17 protein-coding genes and 1 pseudogene are annotated in these 19,618 nt (G+C 66.7%); 10 read left to right on the forward strand and 8 right to left on the reverse strand.

Annotated elements, in window-relative coordinates:
* The first annotated feature begins 149 nt into the window (after positions 1-149).
* The 5 genes from B141_RS0112325 (at position 150) to B141_RS0112345 (ending at position 8,391) form a co-directional block, all read left to right on the forward strand.
* Positions 150-1,601, forward strand: coding sequence for a type 2 periplasmic-binding domain-containing protein (locus B141_RS0112325; RefSeq protein ID WP_202805744.1), 1,452 nt, complete (start codon positions 150-152; stop codon positions 1,599-1,601).
* Positions 1,598-3,598: an ABC transporter permease gene (locus tag B141_RS0112330; protein WP_020575476.1), complete on the forward strand. Its 2,001-nt coding sequence runs from the start codon at positions 1,598-1,600 to the stop codon at positions 3,596-3,598. Before B141_RS0112325 ends, B141_RS0112330 begins: the two co-directional genes overlap by 4 nt.
* A gap of 131 nt (positions 3,599-3,729) precedes the next feature.
* Positions 3,730-4,308 (forward strand): YceI family protein, encoded by a 579-nt coding sequence (locus B141_RS0112335; protein ID WP_020575477.1) that lies wholly within the window; start codon positions 3,730-3,732, stop codon positions 4,306-4,308.
* A gap of 191 nt (positions 4,309-4,499) precedes the next feature.
* Positions 4,500-5,468, forward strand: a complete 969-nt coding sequence (locus B141_RS0112340; protein ID WP_020575478.1) for a TerC/Alx family metal homeostasis membrane protein — start codon at positions 4,500-4,502, stop codon at positions 5,466-5,468.
* 151 nt (positions 5,469-5,619) lie between these two features.
* Positions 5,620-8,391, forward strand: a complete 2,772-nt coding sequence (locus tag B141_RS0112345) for a sugar-binding protein (RefSeq protein WP_063828593.1) — start codon at positions 5,620-5,622, stop codon at positions 8,389-8,391.
* A gap of 846 nt (positions 8,392-9,237) precedes the next feature.
* On the opposite strand, the gene B141_RS0112350 is transcribed toward B141_RS0112345, so the two are convergent.
* A complete protein-coding gene (locus B141_RS0112350; protein ID WP_020575480.1) occupies positions 9,238-9,441 on the reverse strand; it encodes a DUF397 domain-containing protein in 204 nt (67 codons plus the stop codon).
* Between the two features lie 2 nt (positions 9,442-9,443).
* Entirely contained in the window at positions 9,444-10,298 is an 855-nt protein-coding gene (locus tag B141_RS0112355) for a helix-turn-helix domain-containing protein (RefSeq protein WP_020575481.1), read from the reverse strand.
* Between the two features lie 402 nt (positions 10,299-10,700).
* Between B141_RS0112355 and B141_RS0112360 the strand changes: the two genes are divergently transcribed.
* The 3 genes from B141_RS0112360 to B141_RS40320 all read left to right on the forward strand — a co-directional run bounded on the left by B141_RS0112360 (position 10,701) and on the right by B141_RS40320 (position 14,509).
* On the forward strand, positions 10,701-10,946 hold the full coding sequence (locus B141_RS0112360; RefSeq protein WP_063828594.1) for a DUF397 domain-containing protein: 246 nt from the start codon (positions 10,701-10,703) through the stop codon (positions 10,944-10,946).
* A 129-nt stretch (positions 10,947-11,075) separates the two neighbouring features.
* Positions 11,076-12,914 (forward strand): hypothetical protein, encoded by a 1,839-nt coding sequence (locus B141_RS0112365; protein ID WP_157180968.1) that lies wholly within the window; start codon positions 11,076-11,078, stop codon positions 12,912-12,914.
* Between the two features lie 131 nt (positions 12,915-13,045).
* The gene (locus B141_RS40320; RefSeq protein WP_202805745.1) at positions 13,046-14,509 is read left to right on the forward strand and encodes a diguanylate cyclase domain-containing protein; all 1,464 of its coding nucleotides are present in this window, start codon (positions 13,046-13,048) and stop codon (positions 14,507-14,509) included.
* A 99-nt stretch (positions 14,510-14,608) separates the two neighbouring features.
* Here the strand turns inward: B141_RS40320 and B141_RS0112375 are convergent, their stop codons facing one another.
* The 6 genes and pseudogenes from B141_RS0112375 to B141_RS50675 form a co-directional block, all read right to left on the reverse strand.
* On the reverse strand, positions 14,609-14,821 hold the full coding sequence (locus tag B141_RS0112375) for a cold-shock protein (RefSeq protein WP_020575484.1): 213 nt from the start codon (positions 14,819-14,821) through the stop codon (positions 14,609-14,611).
* Between the two features lie 210 nt (positions 14,822-15,031).
* On the reverse strand, positions 15,032-15,388 hold the full coding sequence (locus B141_RS50285; RefSeq protein WP_169512923.1) for a hypothetical protein: 357 nt from the start codon (positions 15,386-15,388) through the stop codon (positions 15,032-15,034).
* 67 nt (positions 15,389-15,455) lie between these two features.
* A pseudogene (locus B141_RS52785) lies at positions 15,456-15,662 on the reverse strand (glycoside hydrolase family 28 protein); the annotation flags it as partial.
* Complete coding sequence (locus tag B141_RS47365; RefSeq protein ID WP_084678258.1) at positions 15,607-16,224, reverse strand: glycosyl hydrolase family 28-related protein; 618 nt, start codon at positions 16,222-16,224, stop codon at positions 15,607-15,609. The gene B141_RS47365 and the pseudogene B141_RS52785, both read right to left, overlap by 56 nt.
* Before the next feature lie 99 nt (positions 16,225-16,323).
* Positions 16,324-17,475 (reverse strand): right-handed parallel beta-helix repeat-containing protein, encoded by a 1,152-nt coding sequence (locus B141_RS50670; protein ID WP_202805746.1) that lies wholly within the window; start codon positions 17,473-17,475, stop codon positions 16,324-16,326.
* Complete coding sequence (locus B141_RS50675) at positions 17,451-18,206, reverse strand: hypothetical protein (protein ID WP_020575489.1); 756 nt, start codon at positions 18,204-18,206, stop codon at positions 17,451-17,453. Before B141_RS50675 ends, B141_RS50670 begins: the two co-directional genes overlap by 25 nt.
* A gap of 324 nt (positions 18,207-18,530) precedes the next feature.
* Here B141_RS50675 and B141_RS40330 point away from each other — a divergent pair, with 324 nt between their 5' ends.
* Both B141_RS40330 and B141_RS49225 read left to right on the forward strand, forming a co-directional pair.
* On the forward strand, positions 18,531-19,262 hold the full coding sequence (locus tag B141_RS40330; RefSeq protein ID WP_084678259.1) for a metal-dependent hydrolase: 732 nt from the start codon (positions 18,531-18,533) through the stop codon (positions 19,260-19,262).
* A gap of 192 nt (positions 19,263-19,454) precedes the next feature.
* Positions 19,455-19,604 carry a hypothetical protein gene (locus tag B141_RS49225; RefSeq protein ID WP_157180970.1) on the forward strand — a complete coding sequence of 50 codons (150 nt, stop codon included), beginning with the start codon at positions 19,455-19,457 and terminating at the stop codon, positions 19,602-19,604.
* Positions 19,605-19,618: the final 14 nt, after the last annotated feature.

Here is a 19,618-nt window from a genome sequence, read left to right on the forward strand (position 1 = left end):
AGGCACGAATCACTCCATACAGATCCGTACCACGTCGATCGAGTCAGACGGCGGCACGAGCCGGGGTCCCCCTGGTGCTGCTCCGTCCTGGCGTGTCTGCCGCCTGTGGTCCCTCGACGTGGACGTGTACGTGAGAGGTGGTAGAACGCATGAGAAACCCAGCGGGCTTTGATCGACGCCGCTTCCTTGCTGGTACGACCTGGATGGGCGCCGCGCTCGCCGTGCCGGCCCTCGCCTCGTGTGGCGGCAAGTCCGAGCCGGAAACGCCATCACAGCTAGCGTCGGCGAAGGTGCCCGAGAAGCTCCGCGCCGAGGCAGAGGCGTTGACCGACAAATCCGCGTCCATCCTCTCGCAGAAGCAGTACTTCGCGGAGGCCAACAAGGCGATCGACCGCGCTCTGAAGGTGTTCTCGCAACAGACTGGTACGTCGATCAGGAACGCCGAGGTCAACCCCGACGAAGGCAACTTCGTCGCCAAGCAGGACGCGGCCGTCAAGGCGGGCAACGTACAAGAGATGGCCTTCGTCACGGCTGGACGCTTCGTCGCCCAGCTCCACGAACTCGGCGACATCGTCGACGTGTCAGATGTCGTTCAGGAACTCCAGGACCAATACGGCCCGGCTGGTGGAACGGCCAGCAGGTCGTTGCAGATCGACGGGAAATGGTGGGGAATCCCCTTCTACACCATCGGTGGCGGCTGGTTCGTCCGCAAGGACTGGCTGGAGGAGAAGGGAATCAAACAGGAGGATCTCAAGACCTTCGAGAACGCGCGCGACATCGCACTCGAGATCTCTGACCCCGCCCAGAACCGCTATGGCTGGGGCGTGACTGTCAACCGCGGTGGGGACGCCAACGGCTTCATCCAGACAGTGATCAACAGCTACGGCGGAGCCATCACGGCAGACGACGGGCGCAAGGTTGTCTTTCGATCGCCGGAGGCCCTGGAGGCGATCAACTTCATCGCCGACATGTTCACCAACCCGAAGTACAAGAAGATGTTCCCGCCCGGGATCATGAGTTGGACGGACACCGGCAACAACGAGGCGTGGTTGGCGGGCCTCATCGGCATCACGTCCAACCAGTACAGCCTCTACGCGCAGTCCAAGGCGACCAAGAACCCCGTCTACGACAAGACCCTGCCACTCGAAGGGTTCCTCGGTCCGGCGACCGACGTGGTCCTCAACACCGCTGACCTGAACGCGTTCGTGATCTTCAAGGGGGCGAAGAACCCCGACCTGGCGAAGATTCTCGCGAAGTACCTCATCGCCGGTGACGCCTTCCTTGGCCTGGCGAAAGACTCTGGTGGTCTGACGTTCCCGGCGTACGAGAAGGTTTGGACCTCCGATCCCTTTTACCTGGAAGGCGATCCGATCTTCAAGGTGGCGCACACGGTGAGCACCAAGAAGCTCCCGTTGCGCACGCGTACCGGCTACACCTTTCCCCAGGCGGCGAGTGCCGGCCAGAACGCCGTGCTCCAGGCCTACATCCTCACCGACATGATGGGGGAGATCGTCCAGAAGCGCGTCGGCGTCAAGGAGGCGGTCGACACCGCCAACAAGCGGATCATCCAGACCTTCGAACAGCTGGGGATCAAGCAGTGAACACGCTGCCGGAAACCCCCGCGCGCACGGGATGGTTGCCCAGGGGCTCGCTACTGCTGACCAGGCGGGCCCTCGGACCTGACTGGAGGGCGGGCTTCCTCTTCGTCGCTCCGATGGTGTTGCTCATCGGTGGCCTGATCGCCATCCCGTTCCTCGACGCGATCCGGCTCAGCCTGACGGCCCGGCACGGCAGCGACAACGTGTTCGTGGGTTTCTCCAACTACACCGACCTCCTTGGGGACCCCTTCTTTCGTACCTCCGTCTCCAACACCGTCCTCTACACGGCCTATTCGGAGGTCTTCAAGGTCACCGCCGGCCTGATGGCGGCGCTGCTCCTCCACAATCTCCGGCGCGGTCGGGCGGTGGTGACCGGCTTGGTCCTTCTCCCGTGGGTGATTCCCACGGTGGTGACAGCGGTGAGCTGGCGCTCGATCTTCGATCCGTTGTTCGGCAGCCTGAACTTCGTGCTGACCCAGCTCCATCTCGGACCGTTACTCGCGACAGTGCACCTGGTCCCGCAGTGGCCGACCACCTGGCTCGCCGATCCGCAGTTGGCGATGTCCTCCGTCATCCTGGTCAACGTCTGGAAGGGCATTCCGTTCTTCACGATCAACTTCCTCGCCGGTCTCAAGGCGATCGACGGACAGTTGTACGAAGCCGCGTCCGTGGATGGTGCGAACGCCTGGCGGCGCTTCCTTCACGTCACCCTGCCGGGTCTCCGGTACGTCATGCTGGTCACCGTCTTGTTGTCGACCATCTGGACGTTCAACAACTTCGACCTGGTGTGGCTCCTCACCCAGGGCGGTCCGGGAAGTTCGACCGCTCTCTACACGCTCTTCGCCTACCAGAAGGCGATCCAGCAGTTGCAGCTCGGCCTGGGTTCGGCCGCTGCGGTGCTGCTGCTCCCGATTTCGGCGATCCTCATCTTCATCCTCGCCCGCCATCTCAGGTCGGGTGAACGCCTCACCACCGGCGCCCGCCGCTGGTCGTCGTCCAGTCCCGCGCGGATCGCGGTCCGTGTCACGTTCGCCGCTCTCGTCGTCCTGCTCTTCGTCCTTGACCGCGGGCTGTTCTGGCGGTCGGCGGCGGTGTTCGCGGTCCTCGTCGTTCTCGGTGTGCTGGTGGGGCGGGGCGCCGAACTCCTGTCGGGTCGCAGCAGCGCGGGCCTCGGCGTGAGCCGCGCCGGACGGGTACCCATCTGGATCGGGCTTGCGGGGTTGCTCTTCTTCATGCTCGCGCCGCTGTACTGGATGGTGGCGACGGCGTTCAAGTCCGATCTCCAGATCACCACCCGCACCAGCCTGCTCTGGCCCGCGCCCTGGACGATCGAGCAGTTCACCGGACTCCTGGCCGACAACGCCTTCGGGCTGTGGTTTCGCAACACCGCCGTGGTGGCCGCCGTGTCGACGGTGGTGGCGGTGAGCCTGTCGGCACTGGCGGCGTACGCCCTGGCTCGACTGCGTTTTCGCGGTGCCGCCACCCTGACCGGCGCGGTCCTGCTTACCTACGTGATGCCGGGTGCTCTGCTGTTCATCCCGCTTTACCAAATTCTGAGCCGGGCACATCTGATCGACAGCCTGTGGGCGTTGTTCGTGGCCTATCCGACGTTCACGCTGCCCTTCGCCTGTTGGTTCCTCATGGGCTATTTCCGCGGAATTCCACAGGACCTCGAGGAAGCCGCCATGACCGACGGCGCGACGAGGCTGCAGGCGTTCCGGCTCATCATCCTTCCGCTGGCGAAGCCGGCACTGCTGGCCGTCGGACTCTTCACGCTGACCAATGCCTGGAACGAGTTCCTTTTCGCTTTCGTGTTCATCACGGACGAAGGCCTGAAGACACTGCCGCTCGGGCTGCAGTCGATGATCGTCGGCGACGTGGTGCCCTGGGGGCAGCTCTCAGCCGCCTCGATCCTGATCAGCGTGCCGGTCGTCGCCGCGTACGCCTACGCTCAGCGGTTCCTCGTGGAGGGACTCTCCGTCGGGGCTGTCAAAGGCTAGGGGCCTGGGGCCCTGAAGGGTTGGGGCGCCCGCGCCAGCGCGGCCCCCGGAATACTCTGGAGGCCAGCGGGGCGACCCGCGCAGGTCGCGCGGAGGGGGAGCGGAGCGGTCGCCCGCAAGGGGAGCGGGACATGGCAACGACGAGATGGTTCTTCGAGCCCGGCCACACGGCGGCGGAGTTTCAGGCCAGGCACATGATGGTCACGTACGTCCGCGGGCAGTTCAAGGACGTCCACGGGTTCCTGGAGGTGGATCCGGACCACCCCGAGGACGCCAAGGTCGAGGCGACGATCGACGCGTCGCGGGTCTACACCGGCCAGCCCACCCGTGACGCACATCTGCGCAGCGCGGACTTCTTCGACGTCGAGCACCATCCGACCTGGACGTTCAGGGGTACCAGCGTGGAGCAGTTGAGTGCGTCGGAGTTCGAGGTCATCGGGGAACTCACCGTACGCGGCGTCACCCGGCCGGTGACCCTCAACGTGAGGTATCTGGGCCAATGGGACACGCCCTGGTGGGAGGACGGCCGCGACCTCGGGCCGCGGCGCCGGGCCGGGTTCGTCGCCACCACCCGGGTCAACCGCCACGACTTCGGTGTGAGCTGGAACGACACGGTCGACCGCGGCGGGGTCGTCGTCGCCGACATGGTGGATGTCACGATCGACGTCGAGGCCGTTCTGGCCGAGGAACTCGCCGCCGCGGCCACCTGAGGGCGCAGGAGTACGCCACTTCGCTGGCGGTGGTTACACTGCCCGCCAGTTGGAGGGGAGTACTCCCTCGCGGTGGTGTCGTCAACACGACGTGCCTGGTGGTGCGTCCGGCGTCACGGCCCGGGTGCGCTGCGTAGCCCGGGTGGAGGAGACCTCTGGCGGTCGACGTCTGTCTCTCGCCGGAGGTCATCGTGAACGTGCCCCTGTGGGTCTGGCTCGCCACCGTGCTCGGCATCCTCACGGTGATCGCCGCCGACCTGATCTGGGCGAGCCGGCGCCCGCACGCCGTCGGTATCCGCGAGGCCGCGCTGTGGGTGCTTGTGTACGTCGGACTGGCCGGGGTGTTCTTCGTCGGTCTCGCCCTCGCCGCGGGGCCCGGCCCAGGTGGCGAGTTCGTCGCGGGCTACATCACCGAGTACACCCTGAGCATCGACAACCTCTTCGTCTTCGTCCTCCTGCTGTCGCGGTTCGCCGTACCCCCGGTCAACCAGCACAAGGTCCTGCTCATCGGTATCGCCATCTCGCTCGTCCTGCGCGCGGTGTTCATCGCCCTCGGTACGGCGGTGGTCAGCACCTTCGAGTGGGTCTTCTTCGGCTTCGGCGCGCTGCTCATCTACACCGCCGTCAAGCTGGCCCTGCCAGGTGACGACCACGAGTCCGACTTCCACGACGGCCGGATCGTGCGGGCGATCCGCCGCATCGTCCCGACGTCGGAGGCGTACGACGGTTCACGACTGCTGACCACCGTCGACGGGCGGCGGGTGTTCACCCCAATGGTCATCGTCGTGACGGCGATCGGCGCCGCCAACGTGATCTTCGCCCTCGACTCCATCCCGGCGATCTTCGGCCTGACACAGTCCGGCTACATCATCTTCACCGCCAACGCGTTCGCCCTGATGGGCCTGCGTCAGCTGTACTTCCTGATCGGTGGGCTGCTCGACCGGCTGCGCTACCTCAACTACGGACTCGCCGTCATCCTCGGGTTCATCGGCGTGAAGCTGATCCTCGAGGCGATGGAGGCCGAAGGACTCAGCGACCTCGGTCCGCTGCACCTTCCGCACATCGGTATCGCCGCCTCGCTCGCGTTCATCGCGGTGACGTTGGCAGTCACCAGCGTCGCCAGCCTGACCCACAGCCCGCGCGCCGCCGAAAGCGACTGACGCCCGCCACCCTTCCAACCGTAGTACCCGCGTGATCGTGCCTTTGGGCAGACGGGTCGACGATCATCGTGGGAAGATCTGCAGTCGCGACCTCAGGGGCAGCGGGGGAGCTCCGTCGCAGGAGTCCGCAGCATCATCTCCGGGAGGAAGCATGCAGGTCCCACCCTCGCGGCCGCGAGTCAGGTCAGCGATGGCCGCCCTGGCCGTCACGCTCACCGGCGGCGTACTCACGGCCGCGCCGTCGCCCGCCGCCGCGAACCCATCATCAACAGCACCGTCGTCGACATCCGCCGGCAGCCCGATCGACCTCGACGCGCTCTTCATCGGCGCCCATCCCGACGACGAAGCCGGCACCCTGTCCACCTTCGGACAGTGGGGTGAGTCGCACGGCGTGCGCACCGGTGTCGTCACCATCACCCGGGGCGAAGGCGGTGGCAACGCCGTCGGCCCCGAGGAAGGCCCGGCACTCGGCCTCCTGCGCGAGGACGAGGAACGCCGCGCGGTCGGCAAGGCCGGCATCAGCGAGGTCTTCAACCTCGACAAGGTCGACTTCTTCTACACCGTCTCCGCGCCACTCACCGAAGAGTTGTGGGACCAGCGGGACACGCTTGAGAAGGTCGTACGTCTGGTACGCCAGACCCGGCCCGAGATCCTGGTGACGATGGATCCCGCACCGTCTCCGGGCAACCACGGCAACCACCAGGAAGCTGGCCGGCTGGCGCTCGCGGCCTATTACGCCGCGGCGGATCCGGCGGCGTTCCCCGAGCAGATCAGCAAGGAGAAGTTGACGCCGTTCGCACCGGCGAAGGTCCTCCTCAACCGCGCCCGCGGCACCGGCCCGACCGGCCCTTCCTGCGTCAACACCTTCTCCCCGACAGACCCGTCCCAGGACATCTACGGCGTCTACTCCGGCGCGATGTCCACCAAGCAGGCTCGCACCTGGGCGGCGATCGAGCGGGACGCCCAACGGGAGTACGCCTCGCAGGGCTGGGCCGGGTTCCCCGACGTACCCTCTGACCCCGCTCAGCTCGGCTGTGATCGGTTCACCCTCGTCGACTCTCGTGTGCCGTACCCACAACCTGGTACGCCGGCCGCCGCGGCGTCGACCGCCATCCTCGACGGCGCGCTGACCCGCGCGAAGGGCACGGTCCCCCTGGGCACCCAGCTCCAGGTGGACAGTCCGTTCGACGTCCGGCCCGGCCTGCCCACCGCGGTCACCGTCCGCGTCAGCGCGCCGAAGGCGCACAACCTCGGCCAGTCCTCGGTGGCGCTTCGGGTGCCAGACGGATGGCGGGTGGCCGGTAGTGGCACGCTGGGCCAGGTCGCCGCGGGCTCGTCGGCAACCGCTCGCTTCACGGTGACGCCAGCACCCGACGCGAACCTCAGCACCCGCGCGCGGATCGGGGCCTTCCTCACCACGCGCGCTGGCAACGGCTACACCGCCGCCCAGGTCGAGGTTGCCCCGGATGTCCGCACGCAGCAGCGACTGCTCCCGCAGGTGTCGTCTTTCGAGGACTGGGCAGCTGAGCTGGGCGCCGCCCAGCTGCGTGGATTCGTGGTACCCGTGCTAACCATCCCGTCCGGAGGGTCGCGCTCCATCGACTACACCGTGACGAACCTCAGCTCCGAAGCCCAGTCCGGCACCGTCAAGCTCGCCTTGCCGGCAGGGTTCGGGGCCGACGTGGCCAGCCGGAGTTTCAGTGACCTCGCCCCCGGTGCCACCACCACGGTGGCGTTCCCGGTCACCAACACCGACGCATCGCTGCCGACGTCGAACGCCGGTGGTACGCCTGGTGCCGCGGCCGGCGACTACGCGTACACCGTCACCACGACCACCACCAGCGGGTCGGTGTCGGTCACCCGTCCGGCGCTGGAACTCGTGCCCACCACCACGATCTCCGCGGTCGCGCAGGCGCCGACACTGGACGGCGTGGTCAGCGCGAACGAGTACCCCGGTGGGGCGCTCGACATCTCGCGGCGGTGGGAGGGCAGCGACTGCGAGTCCGCCGCGGACTGTTCTGGCACCGCCCGGCTGGCCCGCCACGGCGACACGTTGTACGTCGCGGTGGAGGTTCGCGACGACACGGCCGGCACGCCCCTCGCAACCGCGGACTGCAAGCGGCACTGGCGTACTGACAGCGTGGAGATCGCTCTCGATCCGCGTGGCCGGAGCGAGAACACCTCGACCACCTTCAAACTGGCCGTTCTGCCGTTCACCGCGGAAGGTCCGGCCTGCGCCCTCCGCGACGCCGACAACCACCAGGGCCCGATCGAGCAGACCGCGCCCGGCGTCCGTTGGGCGAGCTCCCTGCGCGAGCCCTTCACCGGCTACACCGTGGAGGTCGCCATCCCGTTGTCGGAACTCCCCGACACCGTCGATCCCGACCGGCTCGGCGTGAACGTCCTCGTCTACGACTCTGACACCCAGGACAAGACCGGCCAGACCCGCATCGGCTGGTCCACGTGGGGTGGTGTGCAGGGGGACCCGTACCGCTGGGGGCAAGCACGCCTTGACGGCTATCAGCCGCCACCGGGTGGCCCGGCTGATGAACCGGTCATCCCGAACACCGCCCTGCGCAGTGTGGAGTCGCCGCAGACCATCGACCAAGCGGTACGCATCCACGTCCCGCTCTCCGGAGGTACGCCCGCGTCTGCGAACAGAAGCGGGTGGCTCACCTCGGCCCGCGGAATTTCCGGTGGCGTCAAGGTGGAACTTCGGGCGACCGGCCCGGGGGAGGCGCACCTCTTCGTGGTCGACGAGGCGGGTACGCCCGGCAAGATAGTGGTTCCCGTCACCCGCGCGGGCCGGGTCACGGTGACCGTGCCGCTCGAGCGTGCCCTGGGGGCTGACCCGCGGGTCCTCTCGGGATGGGCCGCGCCTGATGGTGCTGGAACGCTTGCTTCGAAGATTGCTGTGAACTAAGGCCGGAGATGGCTGGGCGGGCATTTCGCCTGCCCAGCCAACGGCACGTGTGACGCGCGTTGGCCCTGACTAGGTGATTATTCGGGGACCCGACGCAGATAGCGGCGACTGCTGGAAAGCCATTCCTCGGCCCATCTCATCTCCGGGCAGGGCCAGTCCTGGGCGCACGAGACGCAACACGAGGCCTGCCTCGCCGGCCAGGGGAATATCCCCCACCAGCGAATCACCACTGGAGACTTGTCGGGCCGGTGCGTGCGATCGACAAGGATCGCGTGGGCGTCAATCTCAGCTTCGGGCCACTCGACGTATCCGACCCTTGGAATGCCGATCATGCTGACCTCCGTGAGAGGTAGCCGCGGCCTGGCGTCGACGACCTGCTGCCGTCGACCGGAGACGGCGGGCCTGAGAACTCAAAATGAGGGCGCCCTCTAAGGAGCGCGGACCAGCCGGGTACCTGTTCGTACCCGCTGCTGAGGAGGGCTTTGGGGTTGTCGCGCCCCGAAAGGCTGGCCAGCGGCCCATCACCCTTCGGGCGTACAGCTCGGCTCTCGCTTCCCCGCATACGCACGATCCTCGCTTCACGACTCGGAATCTCGGAATCTGTGAATCACACTTCACGAAGCGTATGGCACGAATCGGGCTCTTGACAATCACAAGCTGGGAAAGATGTGCGTGATTGGCCGGCTGACGGGGTATGGGCCGCGCTGGAGTACGTGTGTTCCGGCCTGTACGGTCCGTCGCCGGCCGTTGTAAGGTGACCGCCTGCCCCCTGAGACAGGGCACAGCTAAAAAGATCCCCCCGGGAGTGCGCCCCGGGGGGATCTGCTGTGTTGAAGGTCGGCCGGATCAGATGTCGTAACGGCCGACCTTCACGTCGGCGAGGAATGCGGAGAAGGCGCCTCGGTCAACGACGTGGGCACCGCGGTCTGGGTGCACGCTGTCGCGCACTGCGGTGACGTCGGAAAAGTTGGCTGCGACTTCCACGCAGCCGCCGTTGTTCTGGCCACTACGGCTGGCCTTGCGCCACTGAGCCTGAGACAGGTCGATCATGCTTACTCCAGTGTTTCGGCGAGTTGTTTTAGATGTGCCGTGGTCGCAGGTGGTTCCAATGCCGCGGCACGGGCTTGCGTGAAGATCTCGGTGTAGGAGTCCACCTCAGCTGCCTTGACCACCTCCTGGAGTGCGAAGTCGGTCTCGACGTAAACCATCTTTGGCTCGTCGCCGGGGAAGTCAAAGGTGTTGATGGGACCACACATGCCTGGGTGTGGTCCGTCCGCGAAGCGCAGTAGGCGCAGCTCGATGTTGGGCCGGCGGCCCATCTCGACCAGGTGAGCGATCTGCGCGCGGCGGTCGGCCGGCGCGCCCCAGCGGTACATCAGAGATGCCTCGGTGAAGACGGCGACGAGTTCGGGTGCGGTGCCGTCGTCCTTGCGGTCGAAGATCTCCTGGCGCCGCAGTCGCGCTCCGACGGCGCGGTTACGCCACGCCGAGGACCGTGAGCCCACCCGCATGTGCGCTTCCATGTACGCGGGCGTCTGGAGAAGCCCCGGCAACACAAGCGGCGTATAGACACTGACGCGTACGGCGTCTGACTCGTAGCCGGGGAACTCGTTGTCGAAGATTTCGTTGTAGTCGCGCCACCATGCCCGGGTGCGGGCCAGTGCCGCGAGGTCCTCGAGTTCCTTGCTCGTCTCCTCGTCGGCGCCGTAGATACGGAGCAGGTCCCGGATGTCGCTCATCTCTGGGCGCACCCAGATGTTGGCTTCGAAACGCCCAACCTTGCCGCGGCCCCAGTTCAGTCGGTCACAGACCTGGTTGGCGGTGTAGCCCGCCTCGACTCGGAGTTCGGAAAGCCGGCGAGCAAGTCGACGCTTGGCGACAGTCGCGCCGTACGCCTTGTCGCTCACACTGCCCCTCCTCGGTCGCCGCGCTCCCGCCCCTCTTGACAGGGCGTCTCAGGCACCATAGTGCTCCCTTAAATTGTGAATCACAAGTGCGATCCCTCGGGATCGCGAATCACGACGCTCGCTCGTCTCCTGTAGCGTGTTCCGGATCCATCCTCCCCAAGGCTGCTCTCCATGATCATGGCTACCCGGACTTGCTGCGTCGTATCTACCACGCCGTACCCGCAGTTCAGGTTCAGGCCGTCGCGAGGAGACCGTACAAACGCTGTACGCCCACCCATTCGCCTCGGACCGCGGAGTAGGTCCCAGGCGGTGTGCCCGAGCCCGCTCACCAGGGCGGACTGGCGGAGGCGTAACGTCGGAACGTCGTGATCGGTGACGGCCGTCGGCCGAATGCATACCGAAATGAGGAGCATCGTGGCCGGAAACGGCAAGCCCACGGTCGAGGAACTCAACCTCGACCTCGACACACTGACGTGGCAGAGCTCGAGCGACGGCCCCGGCGCGATCGAGGTGGCCTTCGCGGGTGAGTGGGTGTTGATGCGGGTCTCCGATGATCTGGCTGGCCGGGTGCTGGTGTATGACCACCATGAATGGGAGTGCTTCCTCGACGGCGCCCGGAAGGGTGAATTCGACGACGCGGCAGAGTGAGACGCTTCCCGGCCCTGAGCTTCGGACGTCCCGTGGGTCTGGCAAGTCCACCCGACAGGGATGAAGCGCCCGGCCTTCGTACGTGATGCGGTTGGCCCAAACCTCAACCACGTATGAAGAGGGCGGGTCATGGCGCAGGTAAAGGGAATCGGGCGAGTGCTCCCGATGGCCGCGGTCGCATTGGTCGTACTCTCCGGGTGTACGACGGGCAGCCATCCGGGTCCGCCGACGCCATCCCTTGGCGGTCCGGCCGGAATGCCGCCGCCACCCTCCAGTACACCGAAGAAGGTTCAGGCGAAGGCGGCGCCGGAGGAGGCAGCGGCATTCGCCCGACCGGTGACCGGAGACATCGCCCGCTTTCCGGCACAACAGCAGTGCCTCGCCCAGGAACAGAACGCGCCGTGGTTCCGGAGCATGGTCGCCGCGGAGCAGCACGACTCCCAGCGCACCCACCTCTTTACCTGTGCGGATTTCCTGGGCAGCTTCAACGGCCGGAACGAAGTCTTTGAGTACGCCTCCAGCGACAATTACGCCGCGCCGTACAACCTGGTGACCAAGGGGGCCGACGAGCTCTACCTCTATGGCGGCGGGAACGCTCCCGGGACCTCCGCGCCCTATGTCGCGCGGATCGACCCGTCCACCCTGAAGCAGGTCTGGCGTACTCCGCTCAACAAGATGCCTGGGCAGTGGACCGGGCCGGCGTCCGTGGTGATTCCGGCCAACGGTGACGTCATCGCGACGTACGGACGCCAGGCGGTACGGATCGCGGCGGCGACGGGTCAGGTCGTGGCGGAGGCGTCCCTTCCGACCGGGCCCGGGGATCCGCTGAACACCTACTTCGACACGACCGTGGGTGGCCCCGACGGGACGCTCTTCTCGGTGTCACAGACCCGGCCTGCCGGATGCCGGGAACAGGGAATGGACGTGACGCTCAGGTGTAAGGGCAAGCGGCCGAACTCGGTGATCGTCGCGTACAACCCCGACACGCTCCAGGCGCTGCACGCGATCGCGACGGCGCCGACCGCGGCCCGCGGTCTGGCCCTGTCGGTCATCGGCGGTAAGACGTACCTCTATGTGAATGGGGGGAGCAAGACCGTCCGCTACCTCTGGGACCCGGTAAAGAAGAAACTCGCTGTTGACACGGGGTGGGCTCCCGCGAGCTACCTCAGGCCGGGACAGACGATCGCGTCGGCGCCCGCCGTCATGAACGACTGGGTGGTGTTCCAGACGAACGCCGTCCCAACCAAGACGCCAATGAGCGTGGTCGCGATCGCGCAGTCGGACGCGAAGAAGGTCGTACGGATCGACCCGATACCGCTTCGACCCGGGCAGGAGAGTTACGCGTCCGCCGCGCCAGCGGTGGATCCCCAGACCAACATGGTCTACGCGGCGGACGCCGGGACCGGCACGCTCACCGGCATCTCGCTCCAGAAGGACGCGATGCGGAAGGTGTGGGGCGCCAGCCAGCGGACCATGGCTGGAATCGCCCTGGTCGGACCTAAGGATCGGCGGGTCCTCGTGGGGACCGCCGTACGCCCCAACGCCAACGCACAACAGTTGAGGAACCTCACATACACCGAGCAGGTGGTGTGGAGGGCCGCCGGCAACGGCAAGGAACTGGCCCGATCGGATCTCCTCGACCCGACGGGACAGCGGGTCGTGACCCCGGGCTGGGGCGGCGTGATGTACGGGCTCGGCGCCAAGGGCCGGATCTACGCGCTGCAGGTGGCCGGCCCGCCATCAGCGTCGTTGGTCGTACCGACTCCGCCCGCCTCGGCGGTTCCGCGTCCGGCAGGCTCGGCGGCGCCGGTTCCTGACGGATCGGCGAAGCCAGATCCGGAGGCCACGTCGGCGTCGGATTCCGAAGGCCCGTCGACGCCCGAGCCTGGCGCATCAGCGGTCGTGACTCCGGCGGCGACCGAAGCCCCGAGCCCGGCCGAGTCGCCGGAGGAGGACGACGCTCAGTAGCAAGCCCACAGTGAGAAGCCGTTCACCGTGCGCAGGCTAGGCTCATCGACGCAGGATCTCGGTGGGCGGCCGGCATGGGGGCGCGGGTGGGCGAAGATCAGGGTCTGCGGCGACATCTCGAGGCGTTGCGCATGCTGCATCGCGTCAGCCGCGAACTCAACGCGGCCCGCGATCTGACGGCAACCCTCCAGCGGCTGGTCGACAGCGTGGTGTCGAGCCTGGGGTTCCAGGTCGCGGCGATCAACGTCGTACACGATGACGTCCTCCAGGTCGCCGCTGTGGCGGGTCCGGCCGATGTCAGGAAGGCCCTCGAGGGGGAGTCCGGACCGCGCGCGGCCTGGGATGATCTGCTGGCTGCCGCTGAGCACTGGGGTGCGTTGCGGTACCTCCCTCACGGCACGGCGAGCCTCCCCGACGAGGTCCCGGTCTGGACGCCAGGACAGAGCCCGTCCGAGGATCCCGACGCGTGGCACCCCGAGGACATCCTGGTCGCTCCGTTGTACTCGCCGGTCGGTGAGTTGGTCGGCGTTCTGAGCGTGGATCTGCCGATCGACGGTCGGGTGCCGGGCCCTTTGCAGCGGGAGCTACTCGAGATGTTCGCGGCGCAGGCGGCGATCGCGCTGGACAACGCCCGCCTCCACGCGGAGGTCCTGACGACGATGGACCGTCTCGAACGGGAGCACCAGGCTCTGCGGGCCAGCGAAGAGAGCTTCCGGCAGGCGTTCGAGTACGCGCCGAGTGGGATGGCGGTGGCGAGCCTGCGCGCGCAGGACGACCGGCGCCTGCTCCGGGTCAACGCCGCGTTGTGTCACATGCTTGGGTACTCCGGCGAGGAGCTACGACGCGTGGGGCTCGCGACGGTCGTGCATCCCGACGACCGGCCGCTCCTGACGGCCGGTGGCATCGCCTACCAGGGCGACCTACGCCTGCGGCACCGGGATGGACACCTCGTCTGGGTCTCGATGAACAGCTCGGTGGTCCTGGACTCCGCGGGCGCACCGGACTACCAGCTCATCCATATCCAGGACATCAGCGAACGCCGGGACCGGGAGGAGCAGCTCGCCCACCTGGCGGCGCACGACCCGTTGACCGGGTTGCCCAACCGCTCGGAGCTGCGGGCCCGACTGGGGCAGCTGCTCGCGGACCGGGAGGAGGTGGTCGTGTTGTTCTGTGACCTGGACGGCTTCAAGCACATCAACGACAGGTACGGTCACGACGCGGGGGACCTGGTCCTGGTCGAGGTGGCTCGCCGGCTCCGCTCGCAGGTCCGCGACCATGACGTCGTGGCGCGGGTGGGCGGTGATGAGTTCGTGCTCGTACTCCGCGACACCGACAAGGAGGCCGCGGCGCTCGCGCTGCGCCTCGCCCGCGAGGTACGGCGTCCGCTGCGACTCGGCCCGCGGGAGGTCGCGGTGACTGTCAGCATCGGCGTCGGCTCCTCCGGCCTGGCGTCGGACGTCGACGGGGTGCTGCGGGCCGCGGATCAGGCGATGTACCGCGTGAAGCTCGCCCGGGACTATCGCGGCGACTACCACGATGACTACCGCGATGAGTACGGCGGCGGGGCGTCGGCTGGCGGGCCGAGTGTGGCCTAGCGGCCATGCGAGAAGACGACAGTCCGCGGCCCGTTACCTGCTGAGGAACGGGCCGCGGCTCTCGTTTCGGCCGGCCGCGGCTGAGCGGCCGGAATGGACTCAGATCGGGCGAACCTGGCTGGCCTGCGGGCCCTTCGCGCCCTGGGTCACCTCGAACTCCACGCGCTGGTTCTCCTCGAGCGTGCGGAATCCGCCACGTTCGGATTGGACGATCTCGGAGAAGTGGACGAAGACGTCCTTGGCGCCGTCGTCTGGCGTGATGAAGCCGTAGCCTTTGTCAGTGTTGAACCATTTGACGGTTCCCTGTGTCATTTCTTCCTCCGGACAGGATGGTGGAAAGGCGCAGACCGCTCCGGGTCTACTGGTCACGATCGAGCGGCGGAGCCCCACCATTTCTGGGAGGGTGACGCCCGCATCGACTTCCGCGGGCGTGCAACAACAAGGTCAATCACGTACACAGAAATGCCGCAACCGCCACCAGTATTACCCACGTTCGGGGCGTAAACACATCGACCTCGCCGGTCAGGTGGCAGGTTCTCCGGCGATGGTGACCCGGCGCAGGACGAGGTCCCGGGTGTTCTGGACAAGTGGGGGGTTGTCGGCACGCGCGAAGGCCAGATTGGTGAGCTCGACCTGACCGGCCGGCGCCGCGACGGCCGCCCGGATGCGGTACGGAATGCCGCAGGGGTCGACCCGCCAGCCCCGCGCGAAGAGCCCGTCCACCTCGGCGAAGAGATCGCCGCCGGTGCCTCCGGAGTACTGATAGGTGACGTCGAAGGGATACTGCACCCAGGCCGGGGAGTCGACATTCCGGATATGGACGTCGCGTACGTAGCCACCGCGGGATGTCGCGCGAGGGAACGCCGACCCGCCGGCCATCGGCGTCGCGGCCGGACTTGATCGCGATGCAGTCGTCGTGGGTCGCGAAGGTCACCCGCCGGATCACCACGTCCTGGCTGGAGTCGGGGTTGCCGCCGTCGCCGTTCGGCCCGACGCACTCGATCCGAACATCCTGAACGGTCACGGATCGGCAGTACACCGGATGGATGTTCCACATCGGTGAGCGGCGCAGGGCGATCCCTTCGATGAGGACGTTCTCACACGCGTAGGGCTGAACGAAGCTCGGCCGTGGGTGGTGGCCGGCGCCGAACACGCGCTCCTCGACGGGCGTGCCCGCCGCGCCGGACTGCTCCAGCGCCGTCCAGTCCGCTCGCTGGTTGGGCATGCCGGGCTGCCAGCCGTACTGCCCCGATCCGATCCAGAACCACCAGTGGGCGTTGTCGGACTGGGCGTCGAGCACTCCGCGACCCGTCACCGCGATGTCGCGCTGGTTGTAGGCATAGATCGGCGGTGAGCGCACAGCGGCCGGCCGGGACCAGCACATGTCCGCCGCCCGCGGCATGGCAAGCCTGGATCGCACCGGCGATGGCCGCGGTGCAGTCGGTGCTGCCGTCGCCGACCGCGCCGTGGTCGGTCACCGGGAACCACCGATCAGGGAACGACGGTGGGCGTACCCGCGCGATGATCTGGGCCGCGCGATCCCACGCGCGCGCTTCGCGGGCATCGGGATCTGGCACCGACGCGGCGGCAGGCTCGCCGAGCACCCACGCGTCCGTGCCGGGACCACCCTGTTGCCCGAGACTGATGGAGCCGCTGAGACCACCCACGGCGAGGGCGCCCATCCTGAGGAACTGGCGGCGGGCAGGTGTTGCCATCGGGCTTCTCTCCTCTTTGGGCGGGCCTCCCGGTTGACCCGGGAGACCCGCCGCCACCGTCGGAACGTAGGGAACTGACCGCGTGCCGTATCCCCGTACCTATTCAGGAACGGGGTAAGGGAAACTGGGCGTGACGCCGATCTTGTCGTACTCCATCTTGGACGGATCGAAGCCCGGGTCCCAGCTGTTGTTGGCGAGGGTGTTGCAGCTCCGGCTGCCCTTGAACTTGTTTCCCTGGACGTTGGTCACCGAGATATTGGAGAAATGGAATCCGCAGCCGCCGAAGTCCATGTGCACACCGTGCGTCGCCGGAGACGGCACTGACGGGTCGGGATTGATGTCATCGATCGTGATCTGGTCCCAGACGCCGCTGGTGCCGTGCGGCTCGAAGTTGCTGACGCCATAGGCGTAGAGCGCACCCATGTCGTTGCTGTCCTTGCCGACATGGGCGATCCGGAGATATTGCAGGAGGTTGTTGCGCGCGTAGTTGTCGGCGTTGGTGACCTCGGGACGGCTCTCCAGGCTGATGGCGTACCTCGAGCTGTGTTCGATGACGCTGTGGGTGATCTTGTTGTTGCCGCTGTTCATGATCTCGACGCCGGCCGCGTCACCGGGTACGAGTTCGCCGACATGATGGATGTAGTTGTTGGTGAAGACGTTGTCGTGGGCGACGTCGCCCTCGCCCGGATAGGGGCCCTCGACCTTGATGCCGTCACCGCCGATGTGTTCGATGAGGCTGTCTGACACGGTGATGTTCTCGTTGGCGAACAACATGTAGACCGCGGTGAAGCCGGTGTTGGAGATGTGCATCCGGCGCAGGTCGATGTCACGTGCGTTGGTCAGGGTGATGGTGCCGAACCTGTTACGGGGTAGCTCGATCTGCCGGTCGTACTGCGGATACTTGTGCACCTCGCCGGAGTCGCCGTCCTGGTTCCAGCCGTTGCGGTACCACGGCACGAAGTCGGAGTACTCGACCGCGAGACCGTCCAGGGTCACGTCGTGGGTGCGGCTCTCGGGTGACTTGCCGGCGAAGGAAAAGACCGTCTTGACGGTCGGCGCATAGATCCGGGTGTTGTCGATCGACCCGCTCCGTGGCCAGTAGTAGAGCAGGCCCTCGTCCCAGTCGAGATAGTATTCGCCCGGCTGGTCGAGGAAATGCAGGGAGTTCTGGATGAAGTAGCGGGAGCCGCCCTCGTCGCTGGTGACCGGATATCTCGTGGCGTACTTCAAGGTCGCGAGGTTTTGTTCCACGACATGTTCTGGATCGGCACCGTGTCGGTGAACCACACCCAGTCATGACCCGACCATACGACCACCTGGGCATCCGCGAGGTCGCCCCACGTCGGCTCCCATGCCGGATCCCAGTCGCCTTCCTTGAAGCTCAGCCATTTCGGGGTGTTCCAGCGAGCGGGATCCTCGTTGGTGGAAACGAGATACGGCGCGAACGTCTCCTCGTTGTTGCGGTTGGGTGTGCGTGCCGTCGTGGCCCGTTGGCGTCCTTCGAACAACGTGTAGAAGAGTTTATTCTTGTCGACCTGGGTGCGATAGATGTTGCCCTTGTAGGGCTCCCATCCGGTGACCTCCTTGGCGCCGAGAAAGCGGGCCTTGCCCGGACCATCAGCGCTTCGATAGATCACCTGGTGGCCGTTGCTGCCGGAGTCGCCGTCCTTGAAATCGATGGTTTTGTTGACCGGATAGTCGCCGGCCTGGAGATTGACCACGATGTCGCACCGCATCGAGGTCGCGGAGTTCAGGCCGTTCTTGCGGATGTGGTCACGGGCGTGCTCGAGCGTCTTCCAGGGGGCCGTCTTCGTGCCCCTGGCCCGGTCACTGCCCTGAGGCGATACGAAGAACTGCTTCGGTGTACACGCGTTGTCTGCCCGTGGGTCCGCCACGGCGTTCGCGGACAAGGTCGCGCCGATGAGCGCGATCACCGAGCCGGTGGCTATGCCGAGGAAGGTGCGAGGAGACCTTCCGAACATGTGCCCTCCTCCTGCCGATGAACTGGGGATGCGGAAACGTCAGGAGCTGATTCGCGAGGCAGGGTCGCGCCGTCGGTGCGGCGCGGGGTGTGCCGGCGCGTCGTTCGGCCGTTCGATGCTTGGGCACAGTAATCACAATGCCGAGCCCGGGCAATAGGTTCATCCGATGAAGGTCACTCTTCATCGGATGAAGCTTGCACAGCGGCGGCCTGGCGCCACGTGAAGGATGGCCGGCGACCGGCATCGAGGTCCTCCCGGGCCGGCCGGTCGCGACCCGGACCCGAAGCTGGTCTGGGGGTGGCGAATGAGATCGTTCCGCCCGTGATGGGACATACGCATGCCGTGTCAGGGATAGCTGTTGGAGCCGCACTTCTGCCTGTGCTGCCGGTGGACCGGTTGGCAGGGCAGGTGGCGTGGGTCGCCTGCTGTGGAGGTATGGCGCTCCTGCCCGACCTCGACCACGAGTCGTCAACCGCGGCGAGGATGTGGGGGCCGCTCTCGCGGCTGCTCGCGGGGTTGGTCGTCAGGATCGGGCAGGGGCATCGGGGCGCGACGCACGACGTGGTGGTGGCCCCCGTCGTCCTGGGAGGAGCGGCGTACCTCGCGAGCTTTCACCGCTGGGCCGCGATGGTCGTCCTGGCCCTCGCGATCGGACTGGCTCTGCGCGCCTGTCATTTCGTGATTCCGGGTGAGTACGAGAAGTCCTGGCCGATCAACCTGCTCGCTTCGGCTGCGGGTGCCTGGTGGCTGGTCGACAATGGCGCCGCGACTCATGCGCAGTGGCTGCCATACGCGGTGGCGGTCGGGGTCCTCGTCCATATCGTGGGCGATTCTCTGACCGAAGGCTCGGTCCCCATACCCTTCAGCTGGTTGGACGGCAAACCCAATCGCATGGGCAAGGGGCCGTTGACAACGGGGCGGTGGTACGAACACCTGATCGCCTCTGGCCTCCTGATCGCCTCGGCGTTCCTGCTCTATCTCCACATCCCGCAGATCAAGGAGATCGTCGACACCTCGGCGGAGGCGATAGTGACGACTCTCGCCGGCCTGGGCTGATCAGCGGACGCCTCCCGCGGCCGGAAGGGGAGAGAACAGAGGCGTTTGCCGACTCCTATTTGGGTACGTCCCATTGCGATCGGTCGCTTGAAGTTCGCCCGCTGTGGGCGATGTGAAGGCAATCGAGGTGGGGTGACACTCAGGCGAACGCCCCGGGTCTGGTCCCGCGGGAAATCGCGAAAGAGGTGAAGCATGCCATCCATCACCCGCCGGTCGAAGTCGCGGCAGATGGGGTCCACGCAGCGTCCTCGCCGGGCAGTCAAGGCCATGGGCGCCATGATCGCCATCGCTGGTGCGACGGCGGCGGCAGTCGCCCTGTTGGCACGACGGTCCCGGCACTGACGCGACGGTTTCCA

Origin of the sequence: Actinopolymorpha alba DSM 45243, assembly GCF_000373925.1 — a bacterium.
Lineage (GTDB): Bacteria > Actinomycetota > Actinomycetes > Propionibacteriales > Actinopolymorphaceae > Actinopolymorpha > Actinopolymorpha alba.

What these genes read in the sequence shown, in the direction of transcription:
- B141_RS0112325 (WP_202805744.1), top strand. Translation starts at nt 150, where the DNA reads ATGAGAAACCCAGCGGGCTTTGATCGACGCCGCTTCCTTGCTGGTACG.
- B141_RS0112335 (WP_020575477.1), top strand. Translation starts at nt 3,730, where the DNA reads ATGGCAACGACGAGATGGTTCTTCGAGCCCGGCCACACGGCGGCGGAG.
- B141_RS0112345 (WP_063828593.1), top strand. Translation starts at nt 5,620, where the DNA reads ATGCAGGTCCCACCCTCGCGGCCGCGAGTCAGGTCAGCGATGGCCGCC.
- B141_RS0112350 (WP_020575480.1), bottom strand. Translation starts at nt 9,441, where the DNA reads ATGATCGACCTGTCTCAGGCTCAGTGGCGCAAGGCCAGCCGTAGTGGC.
- B141_RS0112360 (WP_063828594.1), top strand. Translation starts at nt 10,701, where the DNA reads ATGAGGAGCATCGTGGCCGGAAACGGCAAGCCCACGGTCGAGGAACTC.
- B141_RS0112365 (WP_157180968.1), top strand. Translation starts at nt 11,076, where the DNA reads ATGGCGCAGGTAAAGGGAATCGGGCGAGTGCTCCCGATGGCCGCGGTC.
- B141_RS40320 (WP_202805745.1), top strand. Translation starts at nt 13,046, where the DNA reads ATGCTGCATCGCGTCAGCCGCGAACTCAACGCGGCCCGCGATCTGACG.
- B141_RS0112375 (WP_020575484.1), bottom strand. Translation starts at nt 14,821, where the DNA reads ATGACACAGGGAACCGTCAAATGGTTCAACACTGACAAAGGCTACGGC.
- B141_RS50285 (WP_169512923.1), bottom strand. Translation starts at nt 15,388, where the DNA reads ATGGCCGGCGGGTCGGCGTTCCCTCGCGCGACATCCCGCGGTGGCTAC.
- B141_RS47365 (WP_084678258.1), bottom strand. Translation starts at nt 16,224, where the DNA reads ATGGCAACACCTGCCCGCCGCCAGTTCCTCAGGATGGGCGCCCTCGCC.
- B141_RS50675 (WP_020575489.1), bottom strand. Translation starts at nt 18,206, where the DNA reads ATGTTCGGAAGGTCTCCTCGCACCTTCCTCGGCATAGCCACCGGCTCG.
- B141_RS40330 (WP_084678259.1), top strand. Translation starts at nt 18,531, where the DNA reads ATGGGACATACGCATGCCGTGTCAGGGATAGCTGTTGGAGCCGCACTT.
- B141_RS49225 (WP_157180970.1), top strand. Translation starts at nt 19,455, where the DNA reads ATGCCATCCATCACCCGCCGGTCGAAGTCGCGGCAGATGGGGTCCACG.